At 56.2% G+C, this 15,225-nt stretch carries 15 protein-coding genes; 5 read left to right on the top strand and 10 right to left on the bottom strand.

The window, feature by feature from the left end; translation table 11 throughout:
- The first annotated feature begins 13 nt into the window (after positions 1-13).
- The 4 genes from K0B87_00850 (at position 14) to K0B87_00835 (ending at position 2,942) form a co-directional block, all read left to right on the top strand.
- Complete coding sequence (locus K0B87_00850) at positions 14-451, top strand: hypothetical protein (GenBank protein ID MBW6513296.1); 438 nt, start codon at positions 14-16, stop codon at positions 449-451.
- Positions 448-1,515, top strand: coding sequence for a hypothetical protein (locus tag K0B87_00845; GenBank protein MBW6513295.1), 1,068 nt, complete (start codon positions 448-450; stop codon positions 1,513-1,515). Before K0B87_00850 ends, K0B87_00845 begins: the two co-directional genes overlap by 4 nt.
- A gap of 118 nt (positions 1,516-1,633) precedes the next feature.
- Positions 1,634-2,053 carry a GNAT family N-acetyltransferase gene (locus K0B87_00840; GenBank protein ID MBW6513294.1) on the top strand — a complete coding sequence of 140 codons (420 nt, stop codon included), beginning with the start codon at positions 1,634-1,636 and terminating at the stop codon, positions 2,051-2,053.
- 10 nt (positions 2,054-2,063) lie between these two features.
- The gene (locus K0B87_00835; GenBank protein ID MBW6513293.1) at positions 2,064-2,942 is read left to right on the top strand and encodes a DUF2156 domain-containing protein; all 879 of its coding nucleotides are present in this window, start codon (positions 2,064-2,066) and stop codon (positions 2,940-2,942) included.
- 78 nt (positions 2,943-3,020) lie between these two features.
- Here the strand turns inward: K0B87_00835 and K0B87_00830 are convergent, their stop codons facing one another.
- The 7 genes from K0B87_00830 to K0B87_00800 are packed head-to-tail and all read right to left on the bottom strand — an operon-like array spanning position 3,021 to position 12,154.
- On the bottom strand, positions 3,021-3,827 hold the full coding sequence (locus tag K0B87_00830; protein ID MBW6513292.1) for a metal ABC transporter permease: 807 nt from the start codon (positions 3,825-3,827) through the stop codon (positions 3,021-3,023).
- A 2-nt stretch (positions 3,828-3,829) separates the two neighbouring features.
- Complete coding sequence (locus tag K0B87_00825; GenBank protein ID MBW6513291.1) at positions 3,830-4,558, bottom strand: ABC transporter ATP-binding protein; 729 nt, start codon at positions 4,556-4,558, stop codon at positions 3,830-3,832.
- Between the two features lie 12 nt (positions 4,559-4,570).
- Positions 4,571-5,434 (bottom strand): metal ABC transporter substrate-binding protein, encoded by an 864-nt coding sequence (locus K0B87_00820; protein ID MBW6513290.1) that lies wholly within the window; start codon positions 5,432-5,434, stop codon positions 4,571-4,573.
- 4 nt (positions 5,435-5,438) lie between these two features.
- A complete protein-coding gene (locus K0B87_00815) occupies positions 5,439-6,917 on the bottom strand; it encodes a leucyl aminopeptidase (GenBank protein MBW6513289.1) in 1,479 nt (492 codons plus the stop codon).
- Between the two features lie 31 nt (positions 6,918-6,948).
- Positions 6,949-9,975: a BamA/TamA family outer membrane protein gene (locus K0B87_00810; protein MBW6513288.1), complete on the bottom strand. Its 3,027-nt coding sequence runs from the start codon at positions 9,973-9,975 to the stop codon at positions 6,949-6,951.
- 9 nt (positions 9,976-9,984) lie between these two features.
- Positions 9,985-10,887: an MCE family protein gene (locus tag K0B87_00805; protein MBW6513287.1), complete on the bottom strand. Its 903-nt coding sequence runs from the start codon at positions 10,885-10,887 to the stop codon at positions 9,985-9,987.
- 10 nt (positions 10,888-10,897) lie between these two features.
- Complete coding sequence (locus K0B87_00800; protein MBW6513286.1) at positions 10,898-12,154, bottom strand: asparagine synthetase B; 1,257 nt, start codon at positions 12,152-12,154, stop codon at positions 10,898-10,900.
- A 202-nt stretch (positions 12,155-12,356) separates the two neighbouring features.
- Here K0B87_00800 and K0B87_00795 point away from each other — a divergent pair, with 202 nt between their 5' ends.
- The gene (locus K0B87_00795; GenBank protein ID MBW6513285.1) at positions 12,357-13,115 is read left to right on the top strand and encodes a hypothetical protein; all 759 of its coding nucleotides are present in this window, start codon (positions 12,357-12,359) and stop codon (positions 13,113-13,115) included.
- A gap of 232 nt (positions 13,116-13,347) precedes the next feature.
- Here the strand turns inward: K0B87_00795 and K0B87_00790 are convergent, their stop codons facing one another.
- The 3 genes from K0B87_00790 to K0B87_00780 are packed head-to-tail and all read right to left on the bottom strand — an operon-like array spanning position 13,348 to position 15,223.
- Positions 13,348-14,181: a metallophosphoesterase gene (locus tag K0B87_00790; GenBank protein MBW6513284.1), complete on the bottom strand. Its 834-nt coding sequence runs from the start codon at positions 14,179-14,181 to the stop codon at positions 13,348-13,350.
- Positions 14,178-14,819 carry a uracil-DNA glycosylase gene (locus K0B87_00785; GenBank protein MBW6513283.1) on the bottom strand — a complete coding sequence of 214 codons (642 nt, stop codon included), beginning with the start codon at positions 14,817-14,819 and terminating at the stop codon, positions 14,178-14,180. Before K0B87_00785 ends, K0B87_00790 begins: the two co-directional genes overlap by 4 nt.
- Positions 14,820-14,830: 11 nt before the next feature.
- A complete protein-coding gene (locus K0B87_00780) occupies positions 14,831-15,223 on the bottom strand; it encodes a hypothetical protein (protein MBW6513282.1) in 393 nt (130 codons plus the stop codon).
- Positions 15,224-15,225: the final 2 nt, after the last annotated feature.

Here is a 15,225-nt window from a genome sequence, read left to right as displayed (position 1 = left end):
ATGGGAGGACCCAATGAGAGTGTTTGAAGAATTGCTGGAACCAGAACCCGAGCCGGTGGTTACGGATGGCGACAGCGTTGCTGAACTGGTTGAAGAGAAATACAAGTTCATCGTGCGCCAGAGCATGGGTGTGGTCAAGGGCGCCTTTTCCGTGCATGCGTTTAGCAGTGCTGGCCTGGAGATCGAGACCCCCTACGATTTCAAGAAGCTGGAAGAGCCGATGATCTACCGCAAAACCATCCAAACCCCTCCTTCCGAGCTGGCCGGAGGCAGGATCGAGATGCGGTCCAGCTTCTATTTCGTGGATGCCATGATCAAGGAATGCAGGATATCCCTGGAGGTTTTTCTGGAGGAGGAGCAGGTCTTTTTCCAGGAAAAGGCCAAACCCCTGCGCGACTTGCTGCATATGGAGCACATCATCATCCGGTACAAGCTCGGAGGCCAGGAATGATCAGGCGACTCCCGGTCATACTGCTTTTGATTACAATCTCATTTGGCCTGGGAGCTCTGACTGACACCTATTATGAAAACATCCCGCTGGAAGAGCTGTTCCGGATCTACGGGGTGCCCGAGGTCCCGGCCTATATGGTTTTGGGCGTGGAACCCAGCTCCACCCTGCCTCCGATCGATGACAACGGCATGTCCGTCAGCATATCCGACCTGGCCTCTGGAACGACCATCATTCCTGAGACCTTCGCGCTGGAGATCGCGCCGTTGCTGCTTTACAAGAAGGACATCACCCTGCAGGACTACCACAGAAGCCCGATATTCTTTAATTCCCGGCTGTCCCTGGCCACCACCGGCTTGGATGACGGGCGCCGGAAAGCCTCTTTGGGCCTGCGCCTGAAGCTTATCGACCGGGCTGACCCCAAAGGGAATTTCAACCGGGCCTGGCCGCAATTCTTTGAAGACTATTTCCGCGCCCAGCAGAGCTACCTGAATGCCGAGTTGTACGCGGACCCAGATCTGGCCGATGACCCGGATGCGCTGGAAGCCCTGATGTCCCAGTTCGACGATGATTATGGGATCAATGCCAAGCTGCAGGAAATGATCCAGGACAACAAAGACAAGTGGAACAAGCTCCGGATCGAATTTTCCACCGCTGTGGTGGCCGTTTCGCCTGATTCTCTGGCCAGCAAAGCGCGCTTCGAGGCCTGGCAGAACTGGTTTTCACTCTCCAATTCTTTGCTGGGCTCCACCACCGCGCAATACATATTCAGCCCTTCGGTACGTTATTTCAGGGATGAGGGGGAAAACCACCTGAGCGTATTCGCGCCTCTGCGCTTTGTTTTGAAGAGCCCGCTCATCAACAGCTATCTCGAGCTGCAATATTCCCATGACGGCTGGCTGGCGGAGAACTTCGGCTCCGGCACGCTGGGGCTTTATTTCCAGTTGCAGAAAGGCCTTTGGGTGGATTACCAGGCCAGCTTTTCCGTCGATCTGGATAGCGGGGCCTCGGACCTGGACCACAACCTCAAGCTGAAATACACCCTGCCCCTCTTCCTGCAGAATTGAGCGTCCCGGCAGGAAAGGCACTTGACAAAAAGGGGGGAATTCTGGCATGGTTTCTTAAAACACGGAGATTGCGGCTGGACATGCAGGCCAGAGAATGAATCGCAAAGGAATCAACACTATGCCTGACATAAAGATAAGCATCGTCAAGGAAGCGAATCCGGAAGCCATTCTGGCTCTCTACCGGCATCCCGGTTGGTGGCAGACCGACGAGAATCCGGAGTACCTTGCCACAGTCGCAAAGATTATGGCGGACACCTACTGCTTTGTGATCGCGGAAGACAAAGAGGAGATCGTCGGAATGGGGCGCGCCATCAGCGACGGGGTCAGCGACGCCTATATCCAGGATGTCGTTGTGCATAGCGATTACCGGGGCAGGGGTATCGGCAAGGCAATCATTGGCAAGTTGCTGGAAAAACTCAAGGCCGACCAGATCCAGTGGATCGGTCTGATCTCCGAGCCTGGCTACGAAAGGTTTTACGAATCCCTGGGCTTTGCCCGGATGGAGGGTTACACGCCCTTCCTGCTCAAACAGGACTGACGCGTCGGACATGCTGAACCTCAAATCCCTCGGTCCGGCCGACATTCCCATCCTGCGCGAGTATCTGGTCAAACATCCACGCCAGGCCTGCGATTATTCCATCTGCAATCTGATGACCTGGGGCCGCATTTACAACAACCAATACGCCATCTGGCGCGATCATCTGATCCTGGTCAATCCCAAATATGACTATGTCTTTTATCCCGTCGGGCCGGGATTAAGCTCAGCCGAATTGCTTGAATTGATCGACATCTACCGGAGTACCGGTCCCGAGGCGGAACTGATCCTGATCCCGGAGGATTGGGAAACCACCAATCCGGACCTGGGGGATTACTTCCAGATCGAGCATATCCGGGATTGGGACGACTATGTCTACGCGGTCGAGAGCATGGTGAACCTGAGCGGCAAAAAGCTGGCCAAGAAGAAAAACCTGATCTCCCAGTTCGTGCGAAATTATCCGGATTACACCGTGCTGCCCATCACGCCTGCCAAGCTCGATGTGATCAGGCGCTTCACGCAAAAATGGCAAAGGGAGCGCAACGTGGAGGGGATCTATCTGAACACCGAATTCCAGGCCATCTGCAACACCCTGGAGCTTTGGGACCAGATCCCCGTGGATGGGCTCTTGATCTGCCACCACAACCTGATCTCGGCCTACGCGATCTTCAGCGAGATTACTACCGACATGGTGAACATCCATTTTGAAAAATTCGATCCGGACATGAAAGGCAGCGCCCAGATCATCAATTGGGAGACGGCCAGGCGCTTGCGGGGCAGATACAAATGGATCAACCGCGAGCAGGACATGGGCCTGGAGGGCCTGAGGCAGGCTAAAAGCAGCTACGCGCCTGATTTCATGGTCAAATTCATCGTCGGCAGGCCCCTATAGACCAGTCCGATGGTAGAGCAGCATGCCAATGCAGCTGGAAAGCAGTGAATCAGCTTCGGCAAGCTGCTCAATGGCTTGCTAAGCCACGGACTTGGCCAGAATGGTTTTACTCAGTGCGAGGCTGATCAGGTAAAAGAGGAATTCCAGAACCACGATGTTGGCGCCGGTGGGCAGATTAAGCCACCAGGAGAGGGCGAATCCACCAACAGCGGCCAGAATGGCGATCAGAGCGCTGGCCAGGACGGCATGGTCCAGCCTTTTCACCAGATTGAAGGCAGTTGCGGCAGGCAGGATCAGTTGGGCACTCACCAGGATGATCCCCGCGGAGCGCAGGGTTATGACGATGTTGGCAGCCAGCAGGATCATGAAGAGGCGGTTGACCATATTGGCCGGCAGCCTGTAAAACTGCGCCATTTCCGCGTTGTATGAGAGATAGAAGAGTTCCTTGTAGAGCAGGAAGATGAAGGCCAGATTCACCACCAGCAAGATCCCCAGGTGCCAGAGGTCGGAAATTGTGACCATCAACACATTACCGAAGAGATAACTGGCCAGGTCGAAGCTATAGCTCTGTTTCAGGGAGATGAGGATGATGCCCAGGGCCATGGAAACGCTGAGGAAGATGGTGATGGTATTGGCTTCCTCCAATTTGTGCCTGCGGGCCAGCCAGGAGATGGCCAGGCTGACGGCGACCACGAAGAGCAGGGTGGTGAGCTGCAGGTTCAGGCTGAACAGCAGGGCTATGGCGATTCCCGCAAACGCGATGTGGGAAAGCGCTTCGCCCATGTAGGAAATGCGGCGCAGGGTCACAAACGGCGAAAACAATGCCAGGGATACCGAAGACAGGACGGCTGCCAGCAGCGCATGGACCAGAAAAGCGTATAGCATCGTCAATAGTCCTTCATGATCACGCGCACGTCCTGGCCGAAGGTTTTGTGGATGATCTCGGCATTTACCAGTTCGGTTTGGCTGTGGCAGTGCAGGCGCCGGTTCAGGCAAACCAGAAAACTGCAGTAATCGGTGAGGGTGTTCAGGTCGTGGGAGATAGTGATGATGGTCTTTCCGGCCTTGTTCAGTTCTCTGAGCAAGGTGAAGAAGCTTTGTACGCCGGGCAGATCGACCGAGGCTTCAGGTTCGTCCAGGATCAGGTATTTGCTGTCTGAGACCAAAGCGCGGGCCAGGAAAACACGCCGCAATTCACCTCCGGAGAGGCATCCGATGAATTTTCCGGCCAGATAGGCTGTTTGGGTGGTTTCCAGGGCCTGGAGCGCGCGTTTGCGGTGCTGGGGCCTGAATCTGGCTCCCACAGGGAGTTCACCCGCCAGGCCCATTAAAACGAGGTCCAAAGCCCGGGCCGGAAACCGACGGTCAAAATCCTCGCGTTGGGGCAGGTATCCGATCGGATTCTTTTTCAACCAGTCCAGATGGGGGATCCCATCGATCTGTATCGTTCCTCCTTGCAGGGGAAGAAACCCCAGGATCAGCTTGATCAGGGTGGATTTTCCAGCGCCGTTGGGACCGATGATGGCCACAAACTCGCCATCGGTCAGCTCAAGGTTGATGTCCTCAAGGACAGGCATTGAGTTTATACAATGGGAAAGGCCACTGATCCTGATCATCTTTGCTGTGCCTCATTGCCAGCTGAGTTTCATGCCCTCCCAGTTGTTGAGGATGACGTCCATGATGGTTTTGGGTTTGAAGGAGTAGCCCAAAGGATCGAGCTCGATGATCTCCAGGCCAAATTCATCGGCCAGAACTGTCGCGGATTTGCGGTCCATCTGTGGTTCAACGAAGATGGCTTGGAGGCCGTGTTCCCGGATCAGGTCGCCGATGCGGGAAAGTTCCCTGGGAGTAGGTTCGTTTCCCGGAGAGCTTTGCACGCTGCCCAGATACTCGAGGTCATAATCGTTCTGGAAATGGTGAAAGCTATCGTGGAACGTAATCATGGGCGTCTTGGCAAAGGTGTCGCGTTCCTGCCTGATGCGGGCATCCAAGGCGGCAAGCTGGGAGATGATGTCAACGCTGTTGTTGGCGATGGTGTCTTTGTGTTCGGGAAAAGCAGTTTGCAGACGGTCGTTCAGCATGATCACAAGCTGTTGGAGTCGGCGCGGGGAAAGCCAGACGTGTGGATTCAGCTCAGCATCGGCTTGCCCGGGCGGGGTCCTGAGCATGTCCTCCACCCGCAGGAGCTTGTCCTCGACCGATTCCAAAGCCTGGCGCAGATTGGTTTCCAGGCCATACCCGTTAACCAGCACCAGTTCGGCTGACTGTAGCTCTTTGAGTTCCCTGGGCTTGGGACTGAAAGTATGAGGCGAAGCGTTTGCCGGGATGAGGGTTTGCACCCTGATATCCTGGCCCACGATCTGCCTGACGAGCAACTCGTAGGGATGGATCGAGACCACGATCAGCTTTTTGTCCTCGCCAGCTTTCTTTCCGCAGGCAAATAGGGACAGCAGCAGCCCCAGAACAAGTATCACTATTATCAAGCGGTGCATCTGGCTATTCCATTTCGCGCAGGAGTTGGGTAAGCAACCGCACGCCGACCCCGGTCGCGCCATAGGCGTTAATCCCGCTTTCCTTGTCTTTCAGAGCGGTTCCGGCGATATCCAGATGGAGCCAGGGCTTGCCTTCCACAAATTCCTGCAGGAACAGGCCCGCCGTGATCGCTCCGGCAAAGGGACCCCCGGTGTTCTTCAGGTCGGCGATCTCGGATTTGAGCAGTTCCTTGTAGCCTTCGTGGGCAGGGAGTTGCCAGATCCTCTCTCCGGTCAATTCTGATGCGAGTTGCAGCTTTTCCAGCAGGGAATCGTTATTGGTGAGCACGGTTGTGATCTGGTTACCCAAGGCCCCGACGGCCGCTCCGGTGAGGGTGGCGATGTCGATCACTTTGTTCACGTGGCCGCGGTTGATGGCATAATGGATGGCGTCGATCAGGGTCAGTCGGCCCTCGGCGTCGGTGTTGATGACCTCGATGGTTTTGCCGGCCATGCTGCGGATGATGTCTCCGGCCCGGTAGGCTTCGCCGGAGATCATGTTTTCGCAAGCCGCGATCACGCCCAGCACGTTCACCCGGAGCTTGAGGGTCGATATGGCGGCCATGGTCCCGATCACAGCGGCCGCGCCGGCCATGTCGTTCTTCATGTTGACCATGCCTTGAGGCGTTTTGATGCAGTAGCCGCCGCTATCGTAGGTGAGTCCTTTGCCGATGAGGCCGATGGTTTTGGCCTTGGGTTCTGGATTGCCGTGATAGGACATCAGGATCAGGCGGGGTTCGTGCTTTGAGCCTTTGGCAACCGCGATCAAGGCTTCCATCTTGATCCGCTTCAGTTTGTCCTGGCCGAAAACCTCGATGGAGAAGCCGTATTGCAAAGCGGCTTTTTTGGCTGCATCGGCCAGCGTTTCGGGATAGATCACGTTGGCGGGCTCGTTCACCAGGTCACGGGCCAGATTGGTGGCTTCTGCATAGATCCTGCCTTCCAAAATCCCGCGGTTGACATGGCGCGTGGATTTGACGTTCAGAGCCAGATGCAGGGACTGCAGGCCTTGATTCTTATCCGCGCTGAGATACTTGTCGAACTTATAATCCACGAGCAGGGCGGCCTCGGCCAGAATGTGGCCGAAATTCACCTCGCCCACGGGATTGGTGAAGCCGGGGAAGAGAAAAACCTCTTTGGACCCCAGTTTCATCGCGCTCCGGATTACCCGGGCAAACAGATGGCGCAGCTTTTCCCCATCCAGTTCGTGAGTGTTGCCCACCCCGCAGAGGATGATGTTGCAGCGGTGTTTCTGGTGAATGATGGAGAAGTTTTTGACGGAGTCGTAATCAAAGGCGTAATCGTCCTGTTTGACGACCACCGCTATGGCGTTCTTTATATATTCGGGGAGGCTTTCAACGCTGTGAAAATCCCCTTTGTCACCGTGCATGACGATCACGGTGTCCATGTGTTCGGTTGGCTTGCGCAGCAAGTCGATCTTCATGTTTCTTATCTCCTTGTATCTATCTCATTTGCTAAAAATCTTCGCTCAAGCTGAGGTAATAGGTGGGTTTGGAGCTGGAGGCCAGGTCGGTGAGCCAGGCAATGTCGAAGCGCAGGATCACGTAGCCCAGATTCAGCCTGGGACCGAAGCCATAGCTCATGTAAAGGTCTTCCAGTTTGCCGTTGCGGACGCCCCGGAAGCGGTCAAAATCGTCAAACACCGTCCCAATGTCGGTAAACAGGCTGCCCCTGATGTTGGGAATTGTCAAAGGCACGGGGAAGGCCATGCTGATGTATTCAAAGAAGGGAAAACGCAGTTCAGCGCTGGCCACGGCTTTCTTTTCGCCGCTCAGGTCGCCCTCATAGGCCCGCACCCCGTTGTATCCATAAAGGTTGAAGCGCTGGGGATCGTCACCCAGGCTGATGCCCGCGATGGTGCGCAGCGCGACGGCATAGCGCTTGCTGAACAGGGTGTAGCTGCGCCAATCCAGGTAATTGGTCACATACTCGACATTTCCGTCGGCCAGGGTGGTGCTCAGGTTGTAGAGGGCGCGCCAGCCCAGCAGCGGCCCGGTTGAGCCATACAGGGAATTGTCATGCACCAGGGTTAGGCCGGGCGTGTAGACTATGTCCTGTTCCTTTTTTTCCGGACCCCAACTGCCGATGCTTGGGGTTGCCCAATTCCATTCTGACAGGTACTGGCCCCGCTGATAGAGCATATGGTCCAGCTCCAGGCGGAGAAAGCGGCTGAAGGGATAGCGGGTCAGTAAGTAAAGCCCAGTCTGCCTTTCCCGATAGCGATAGTAGTCATCGAGCCCCGGTTGGTAACGGCGGAAGTAGAATTCCTGGTTGAGGTTGAACAAGCCCACGCCATAGTCCATCCTCTGCTTCAAATACAAATAGGTGAGCAGGAGGTTGGAGTCCTCCAGTTTGCCGGCCACTCCGGCGTTGATGCCGATGCCGTGGTTGCCCATCATGTCGCTCAGGCTCAGTTCCACATAGCCGATCGTGCCCACATAGGATGAATAGGCCAGGCCGCCCCAGAGGCTGTCCAGAGCGAATTTGGTCTTGTAGGGTTTGACGGTCGGGATGGTCTCGATCGTGGTGGGACGCTCGTCAAAGCTGAAGTCCCGGGTCAAATGGAGAGAATCCTCCCGGGTGAATTCAAAGGAGGGCGCGTCCCCAAATAGCGGACGCCGCAGGTCGTATTGAGTGGCGGGATTGATCCGGCGTGGGATTTGTCTTTCCCGCTTGCCGAAATAATGCAGTTGGCTCAGGTCCACGTTGTCCATCAGATCGCCCTCAGACTCATGGACAATGGCTTCGGGATACTCGGCGAAAATCAGGCTGTCCCTGGGCCCGGGGGTGAAATAGATGTTCCAGGCCTGGTCAAAGTAGTTCGAGAGGAGGAAGTTCCTGCCGTCGGGAGAAAGGTCCGCGGAATAGACCCCGGAGAGGAAATTGGTGACCTTTGTCTTGCCGCCGCCGCTTTGGTCCAGGGCGTAAAGATTGCTCACGCCTTCCTCGGATGTGATGTAGTAGAGCAGGTTGCCGGCGCTGTCGAGCATTGGAAAGCCGCAATCCTGGTGTTCGAAAGTGTGCTGGCGCATGAGGCCGCTGGCCAGTTCCAGGCTGAAGATGTCGCTATGGAGGTGGGCGAAAAACCCCTTGCGCTCGCTATCCCGGTTCTGGCTGCGTTCCGAGGAGAAGACGATGCTTGTGCCGTCTGGAGCGAAACGCGGCTGGGCCTCGTTGTAAAGGTCATCCGTGAGTTGCGTCAGAACCCCACTCTCCAGGCCGTAGAGATAGAGATCGCACTGCATGCTTTTTTGTCCGGCGAAGACGATGCTCTTGCCATCCGGAGCGACATCGAGCTCATAGATGGCGTCAAAATCCTTTAGATCGAGCGTTTGCACGATCTTCTCCCGATCAACGTCGAGGATGTGGATGCGGTCGCCGTTGGCAGTTTTGGCGGCAAAGGCGATTCTGCGGTTATCGGGAAACCAGCTCAGATTGGAGCGGAAATAGTAGAATTCCTCGACCCGTCCGGTCGCTTCGCCCATGAGTATGCGTTTTGGCTGGGAAAGTCCGTGGAATCCGGCCATCCAGATGCTGTAGCGGGCGCCCGCGCTGCTGTAATAGACGTAGCGGTCGCCATTGGGGGAAAAGCGCGGCACGAAGTTGAAGTAGGAGCCGTCCTTTTCGCTGTCGGTCCTCTGTTCCATGTTCTCGCCGGGGATCGCGTGGCTGTTGATGAGGGGAAAGTAGTCCCGTTTCAGTTGGTAGCGCCAGCGAGATTCCAGATCCTCAAATTCCATGCCAAAGACCTTTTTGGTTGCGTTGTCCAGTATCTTCAGCGACCGCAGGGCAAAGAAGTATTCGGAGACCTTTTCGCGCCCGTAGGTGTTGGCGATGTAGGTCAGGAAGCTTTCTCCGAGGCGATAGGCGTAGTATCCTCCAAGGTTTTCCAGCTTGGGTAGCTTGTCGTTGACCACCATGTCCAGGATGAACATGTTATTGTAGTCGTCCTCGCCGCCCAGGGAAAGGAATTCCGGCAGGCCCTCGGAAAACCAGAAGGGAAAGGAAACAGGGCGCAATGTGTACAAAGACCCGGAGGGATTTTTGTCCAGGGCGTTGATATAGGCGTGGGTCAATTCGTGGACCAGCAGTTTTTCCAGATTGGCATAGCTGCCGTCAAAGGGGATCACGACCCGGTTGCGCAGGCTTTCAGTGAAGCCGCCGACCCCTTCCGAGAGGAGCGGATAGATGATGTTTGTATTCTGAAATTCGGTCTTGTTGCCGTAGAATATGATCGGGATCCGTGACTGGGCCGGAAAGGTCAGGTCGTCGCGCAGGGCGTAGTACGTCTCCTCCGCCATCAGGGCCGCCAGCTTGCCAAACTCGTCCTCGCCCCGGGGGAAATGGATGTCGAAATGCATGGTCTGGAGCATGGACCATTCGCTGGGCCTGGCGTTGACCTTGTTTTGGCCGAAATTGTAGGCTTGGGCGTAACCCGTCAGGGCCAGCAGCAGGATGATGAGGAGAAACCTGATCTTCATGAAAGTTCCTTAAAAGACACTGATCTTGAGATACTTCTTGGGATTCGCCCTGATCTCTTTGACCAGCGTGTCCAGCTCAGCCACAGAATCCAGGAGCCTGACGTAGAGTTCGTCTTCGTTCATCAGCCGGGAAGCCGTGCCGGTTCCGCTGTTGAGGGTTTCCAGGGCCGTTCCCAGCCGGTTTGATACGCTGCGCAGGCTGTCCAGGGTGGCGGAGGCCTTCAGCATGGCCTCCGGCGCAGAATCCAGGACTGAATTGACCTTGTCCCTATTGGCGGCCACTATCTGATTTAGTTGCCCCGTCAGCTCTTCGACCCGGTCCAAGGTTGCCCTGATCTCGCTTTTCACGTCCAAGGCCAGCGCGTCGACCGAACGCGCGGCACTGTCGGCGTTGTCCAGCAAGACCGAGGATTTGTCGATCAAGCCGCCATCCTTGCGCAGGTCCCTGAGCACGGCGTTGATGTCGTCGATGGTGGTGGCGGCCTTGCTCACGATGCTCATCAACCCTGCGGGGGATTCGCCGCTTTGGACCAGGTCCAGGTCGATCATTCCCTCACCCTGCCCCTGTGCTATGTTCAACACCCGGCCGCCCATCAGGCTGCTGTCGCTGATATAGAAGCGCGCGCCTTCCTTGAGCCGGATGGCGCTGTCGATGCTGGCGGTCAGAAGGATGTCCTCGGCCCGGGATTGTATCTTTTTGACCCGGCCGATCTCCATGCCCCGGAAATTCACCTTGTCGCCGATCTCCAGACCCGTCACGTCCTCAAAGCTGATCTTCAGTTCTCTCTGCGCGGTGGTGGAGATCCTGCTGCTCAGCCAAAGATAGCCCAGCACCAGGACTGCAAGCACCACAACCGTGAAGATGCCCACCTTGACCTGGGTCTTGTACATATTGCTGTAAAATCTTTTCACTAAACGCTCCTCAGGTTTTGAGCTGTTTCTTCTCGGCGGCGGGAAAGAGGATGTTGTTCAGGATCAGCCTGTATCCGGGGGAGTTTTTATGCAGGTCCAGGATGGTTTCCGGATCGCCCACCTTGTGCTGGTAATCCTCAGGATCGTGCCCGCCGTAGAAGGTGAAAGTGCCTTTGCCGATGTTGCCGTGCAGATATTTGACCTCGTTCTGGCCCGGCACTTCGGCGAGGATGATCACGCTCTTTTTCACCTTGTCCTTGAAAAAGGAGGTCGTCTGGCCCAGAAAGCCGTTGATGACGTTGACGTGGCATTGGGTGAGCATCGTGGGCACGGGATCGTATTTGGCGGAGAAGTCAAAAAGCTGGAAATAATCGGCTTCAGGGCCCCGCAGCCGCGAATAGTCGCTGGCGTCGATATCGGAAAACTCATATTCAAAAGGATTGGTCTTGAGCGTGAAACCCTCAAAGGCGAAGCAGCGGCTGAAATCCAGCTTGCTCTTGTATTGCGGGTCGATCCCGTCGCCGTCGATCAGGCCGTCCACGATGTCCACCCCGTAAGCCGCCATCGCGATGTCGTAAGTGTCTGTGGCAGCGCACATGGCAAACATGAAGCCGCCGTTTTCCACAAACTCCCGGATCTTTTGGGCCACGGCGTGCTTAAGCTGCCAAACCTTGGCGTAGCCGTGCTTGGCGGCCATCGCTTCGTTCACGCGCACGTCGTTTTGATACCAGGGTGTGTGACGGTAGGCGCCGTAAAACTTGCCAAACTGGCCGGTGAAATCCTCGTGATGCAGATGCAGCCAGTCATAATCGGCCAGCTTGCCCTCCAGGACCTCGTCGTCCCAAAAGCGGTCATAGTCGATCTCAGCATATTCCAGGGCCAGGGTCACGGCGTCGTCCCAAGGCAAAGCATTGGGGGGTATGTAGATGGCGATCTTGGGCTCTTTTTCCAGGACCACCGCCTCCATGTTCGAGCTTTGGATCTCTTCCAGGATCGCGGCCACCTGGCCTGAGGAAACCAGCTCGAAGCGCACTCCGCGGATGTTGCAGAGGGCTGCCAGGCTGCCGGATTCCGGCATCAGGAAGCTCCCGCCCCGGTAGTTGAGCAGCCATTTCACCACGTATTGCTCCTTCAGCGCTTGAAAGGCCACCCCGTACGCCTTCAGATGGTTGCTCTGCGTGGCGTCCATCGGGATCAGCATTTCGCCGCTCAGCAGGGCGCTCAGCAGGACCGCGAGCAGCAGGAGCAGATACTTGGTCCGGATCATCAATTCCATCCTTTGTCTGTCGTTCAAATTCCCATCCAGGCGGGATTCCGCCATTTTGGGAATCTAACAAGCCATAAACCTCCGAACCGCCTTTTGATGTCAAGCTAATTTTCATCAGACCAGCCAGGCACGACCGGATTAATTTGCTTTTTCCGGAGGCGGGATTAAATTGTCCCCAAAAACAACATAGTGGAGTCAACAAATGAAATATACACTGCTTGCAATTATCCTGCTTGCCATCGCGAGCCTGGCTTTCGGGCAGGCCCAGATTGGATCGAAGTTCAGCCTGGACCTGGAAACCGGGGCCGCCTTCTCCGGCTACAACGACCTGCGCATCCCCAACGCCCCAGAAGATAACAGCACCATGTTTTCCTTCACCGACGACCTGAGCTCCAAAACCGTGATGTATGGCCGCGCCAACCTGCATTACAAGATCACCCCCCGCCACCAGGTCTCACTGCTGGCCGCTCCGCTCACCATCCGGCCCACCGGCACCCTGGATTACAACGTCGAATTCATGGGCGAGACCTTCACCGCCGGGAAAAAGATCGATGCCGTCTACCGCTTCAACAGCTTCAGGCTTCAATATCTCTACCGCTTCAAAAACCAGAACATCGGCATCCGTGCCATAGGCCTCTCCGGCAAGGTCCGCGACGCCGTGATCTCGCTGGAAAACGAGGATGGCTACGCGGAAAAGACCGACCTCGGCTTCGTGCCCCTGATCGGCTTTGAGTTCGGCTACGACTTCACCAACGAGCTTTCCGTGATCCTCAAAGGCGAAGCACTGGCTTCACCCTTCGGCCGCGCGGAAGACGTTTTGCTGGCTTTCAATTACGATTTTAACGACCGCTACGGGCTCTATCTGGGCTATCGCTTCCTCGAAGGAGGATCGGACATCGACGAGGTCTACACCTTTGCCAATGTGAACTATGCCGCGATCGGCACCAGGATCAGGTTCTAAGCCCACTCAGAGTCTCAATTCATCGGAACGCCGGCTAACCCCGGCGTTCCTTTTTTGTAATAACCATACCGCCCCCCTTATCAATACGGTGTCAATACGGACTCAATACGGACTTTGTCCGTATTGAGTCCGTATTGACACCGTATTGATAAGGGGAGCCAGGTATAGGACTCCAGGGCAATAATAAGGGATAAACGTATATAAGCCAGAGGATTATGAAGTGTAGAAGGCTTTAGGGTAGAGGGATGGCGAAAGTTTCGAAGACCTGGCCATCCAGGCCGTAGGCCGCGCAGTTGAGGGAGCTTCCGTCTCTGGAAAGGATCATATAGTGGTGATCGACACGAAGCATCCTGCTCTGTTGAATTAGTTTATGCTTGGTGAGCAAATTGCCGCCCGCACCGCCGGAAATGACATAGGTGATCCCGGCATGCTCCAGGCGCTCGTAGTTGTGGTGGTGTCCGGAAAAGACAGCCACCACGCCGTAAGACTCGAACAGGGCCGGCAGGAAGAGGTCCAGTTCAGCTTCGCCGGGTTTGTATCCGCTGCTGAAGACAGGATAATGGAGCAGCACGATGCGGGGCAGCGGGGGTCCGGCTTCAAGGGTCTGGCGCAGCCAGTTGTACTGATCTGAGCGGGGTTTGAGGTCCAAGTTGCTGTCCAGGATGATGAACAGCAGGCTGTCGTGTTCGACCGTGTACCAGGTTTTGCCGTCCAGGGCGGGAAAATTGTCCAGGAAAAGGTCCCGGGAGCGGTCGTGGTTGCCCCGGGCCGGCCACAGCGGGCAAATATGGACCAGAGGATCCTCGATGGCGAAGAAAGCGTCGTAGTGCCTCTGTTGGGAGCCCCGGGAGGTCAGATCGCCCAGATGGAAAACGACCTCGGGTTCGTGCCCCAGGACGGAGCTGACGATCCGGGCATGGACTTTGGCGTTGGTCTGGGTGTCTCCGTAAACGGCGATGTCGGCGCTGAGACTGGGACACAGCCAGGAAAAGAAGAACAGCGCCAGGAGCAGGAGGAGCTTCCGGCGAGCGTCGCGGATTGAGGGTTTTATGAGGAAAATCTTCATTGCGTGAGGCTTTGGTAATCCGCGCTGAAGAGCTTGAGGTCCTCCCAGGCGGGGCGTTTCCAGTGGGGGTTTCTGAGCAGGGCGGCGGGGTGGTAGGAAACGTAGGTCTTGATGCCCTGGAAAAGATGGGTTGTCTCGCGCAGCCTCTGCATGCTCAGGTTGCTTTGCAGGAGGGTTTGGGCGGCCACGAGGCCCAGCATGAGGATGAGCCGGGGCTGGATGATCTGGATCTGTTCCAGCAGATAGGGCAGGCAGGCCTCGCGTTCTGAGCTTTCCGGATTGCGGTTGTTGGGAGGGCGGCATTTGACGATGTTGCAGATATAGACGTCTTCGCGGGTGAGGTTGATGGCCTTGAGCATATCGGTGAGCAGTTTACCGGCTGGCCCCACAAATGGCCTGCCAGTGAGGTTTTCCTGCTCTCCCGGCCCTTCGCCGATGAGCATGGCGATGGCTTCCGGATTGCCATCTCCGTAGACCAGCTTGATCCGCCCTTCATGCAGGCCGCACTTTTGGCAGCCCGCGTATTGGGCGCTGAGCTGATCGAGGATCCCGGCTTTGGGGCTTTGGCTTTTGAAGATCTCCCGGATGCCAAAGTTTTGAAGCAGCTCCAGATGCTGCTGCAGCGCGCGGCGGGTCATATTACCCCGGATCAGTCTTCGTCTTCGTCAACCTCGTCGTCGCCGAGGTCGAGTTCTTCCTCGTCGTCGTCATCCGGATAGCTGTCCAGATTTTCGTGCACGAGCTCTTCGATGTGGTCCTTGGAGTCGTCGATGGTTTCCTCGCCCAGTTCGGAATCATCATCCGGGAAAGGAGAATTGGCCTGGGCCATGGCGATGTTTGCCTCTTCGATCTCGGCAAAGTAGTCCGGGACCTCGTTTTCGGCCACGTGGTTGATCGAGATGACGGCGATCTTTTCCGGCAGGCGCTGTTTGACATAGGTGGGAAGCTGGCTGATACGCTGGGCCTCAAGCTTGGAAAGCAGGCAGAAGAGGTAGTTCATATCAGTCTTCTCGAGAAAGCTTTCGATCTTTTCGTTGATCATTG

The sequence above is a fragment of the Candidatus Syntrophosphaera sp. genome (assembly GCA_019429425.1).
Taxonomy (GTDB): domain Bacteria; phylum Cloacimonadota; class Cloacimonadia; order Cloacimonadales; family Cloacimonadaceae; genus Syntrophosphaera.
Note: the sequence above shows the minus strand (reverse complement) of the source record. Positions and strands in the feature narration are given on the sequence as shown.